We start from the raw sequence: 2,460 nt of genomic DNA, 5'->3' as shown, positions 1-2,460 counted from the left end.
CCACCGACCCGGTGCAGACCAACCGGGTGTACGCGGCCGTCGGCATGTACACCAACGACTGGGACCCGAACAACGGCGCCGTCCTGCGCTCCTCCGACCGGGGCGCGACCTGGCAGTCCACCGCCCTCCCGTTCAAGCTCGGCGGCAACATGCCGGGCCGGGGCATGGGCGAGCGCCTCGCCGTCGACCCCAACGACCCGCGCGTGCTCTACCTCGGCGCCCCCAGCGGCAACGGCCTGTGGCGCAGCACCGACAGCGGCGTCACCTGGGCGAAGGTCACGGCGTTCCCCAACCCCGGCAACCACGTCGCCGACCCGAACGACACCACCGGCTACAACAGCGACAACCAGGGCGTCACCTGGGTCACCTACGACCCGCGCTCCTCCGCGTCCGGCGCGCCCAGCCGCACGATCTACGTGGGCGTCGCCGACAAGCAGAACACCGTCTACCGCACCACCGACGCGGGCGCGACGTGGTCCCGCCTCGCGGGCCAGCCCACCGGCCACCTCGCCCACAAGGGCGTCCTCGACCCGGTCGGCGGCTTCCTCTACCTCGCCACCAGCGACACCGGCGGCCCGTACGACGGCGCCAAGGGCGACGTCTGGAAGCACGACACCGCCACCGGCGGGTGGACCAGGATCAGCCCGATCCCGTCCGACAGCGCCGACGACTACTTCGGCTACAGCGGCCTGACCGTCGACCGCACCAACCCGAACACGCTCATGGTCACCACCCAGATCTCCTGGTGGCCCGACATCATCGTGTTCCGCTCCACCGACGCGGGCGCCACCTGGACCCGCATCTGGGACTTCACCAGTTACCCCAACCGCAGCTTCCGCTACACCATGGACATCACCGCCTCCCCGTGGCTGAGCTGGGGAGCCAACCCGCAGCCGCCCGAGGTCACGCCCAAGCTCGGCTGGATGACCGAGTCCATGGAGATCGACCCGTTCGACCCCGACCGGATGCTCTACGGCACCGGCGCGACGATCTACGGCACCACCAACCTCACCGCGTGGGACCGGGGCGGCCAGATCACCCTCAAGCCCACGGCGGCGGGCCTGGAGGAGACCAACGTGCTCGACCTGGTCAGCCCGCCCACCGGCGCGGCCCCGCTGGTGAGCGCGCTCGGCGACATCGGCGGGTTCCGGCACGCGGACCTGGCCGAGGTGCCGCCGATGATGTTCACGCAGCCCAACTTCACCTCCACCACCAGCCTCGACTACGCCGAGGCCAACGCCTCGACCATGGTCCGCTCCGGCAACTCCGACGCGGCCCCGCACGTCGCGTTCTCCACGGACGGCGGCGCGAACTGGTTCGGCGGGACCGATCCCGGCGGGGTGACCGGCGGTGGCACGGTCGCGGCGGCGGCGGACGGCAGCCGGTTCGTGTGGAGCCCGGCGGGCGCCGGGGTGCACCTCTCGGTGGGCTTCGGCAACTCCTGGACCGCGTCGAGCGGCGTGCCCGCGGGCGCGGTGGTCGAGTCGGACCGGGTGAACCCGAGGAAGTTCTACGCGCTGGCCGCGAACCGGGTCTACACCAGCTCCGACGGCGGCGCGACGTTCACGGCGGGCGCGTCGGTGGCGGCGACCAAGCTGCACGCCGTGCCCGGCCGCGAGGGCGAGCTGTGGCTGGCGGGCGAGGGCGGGCTGTTCCGCTCCACCGACGGTGGCGCGAGCGCGGTCAAGCAGGCGAACGTCACCAGCGCGGTGAACGTCGGCTTCGGCAAGGCCGCGCCGGGCAGCACCTACCCGGCGCTGTACGCGGTGCTCACCACCGGCGGCGTGACCGGCGTGTTCCGCTCCGACGACACCGGGGCGAACTGGGTGCGGATCAACGACGACCAGCACCAGTACGGCAACGCGGGCGAGGCGATCACCGGCGACCCGAGGCTGTACGGGCGGGTCTACCTGGGCACGAACGGTCGCGGGATCCTGTACGCCGACCCGAGCGGACCGCCGCCGAGCACGACGACCACGACCACCACGCCCGGCGGTGGGACCACCACCACGACGACCACGACGACCACCACGACCACGACGACGGTTCCGCCTTCGGCGTCCTGCGCGGTCGAGTACCGGGTCACGAACCAGTGGTCCGGCGGCTTCCAGGGGTCGGTGCGGATCACCAACCGGGGCGCGACCGCCGTCACCGGGTGGGCGCTGAAGTGGACCTACGCGAGCGGTCAGCGGGTGACCAGCGCGTGGAACGGCAAGGCCGCGCAGAGCGGCGCCGAGGTCACGGTGACCAACGAGGGCTGGAACGGGACCATCGGCGCCGGGGGCGCGGTGGAGTTCGGATTCCAGGCGAGCTGGCAGGGCAGCAACGCCAACCCCGCCGCGTTCACGCTCAACGGCGGATCCTGTTCACCGGTGTGAGGCCCTCGTGCGGGTCCCGGCGGCGGGGCGGCGCGGCCCACCCGCCGCGCCGGGCAGCACCTACCCGGCGCTGTACGCGGTG

At 72.6% G+C, this 2,460-nt stretch carries 1 protein-coding gene; it reads left to right on the top strand.

Annotation, left to right across the window (positions count from 1 at the left end):
• The coding region (locus ACTUAL_RS05840) for a cellulose binding domain-containing protein (RefSeq protein ID WP_440899522.1) at nt 1-2,378 on the top strand (2,378 nt) is incomplete at its 5' end.
• Nucleotides 2,379-2,460: the final 82 nt, after the last annotated feature.

The sequence above is a fragment of the Actinosynnema sp. genome (assembly GCF_052038725.1).
This window is presented reverse-complemented; position numbering and strand designations above follow the sequence as displayed.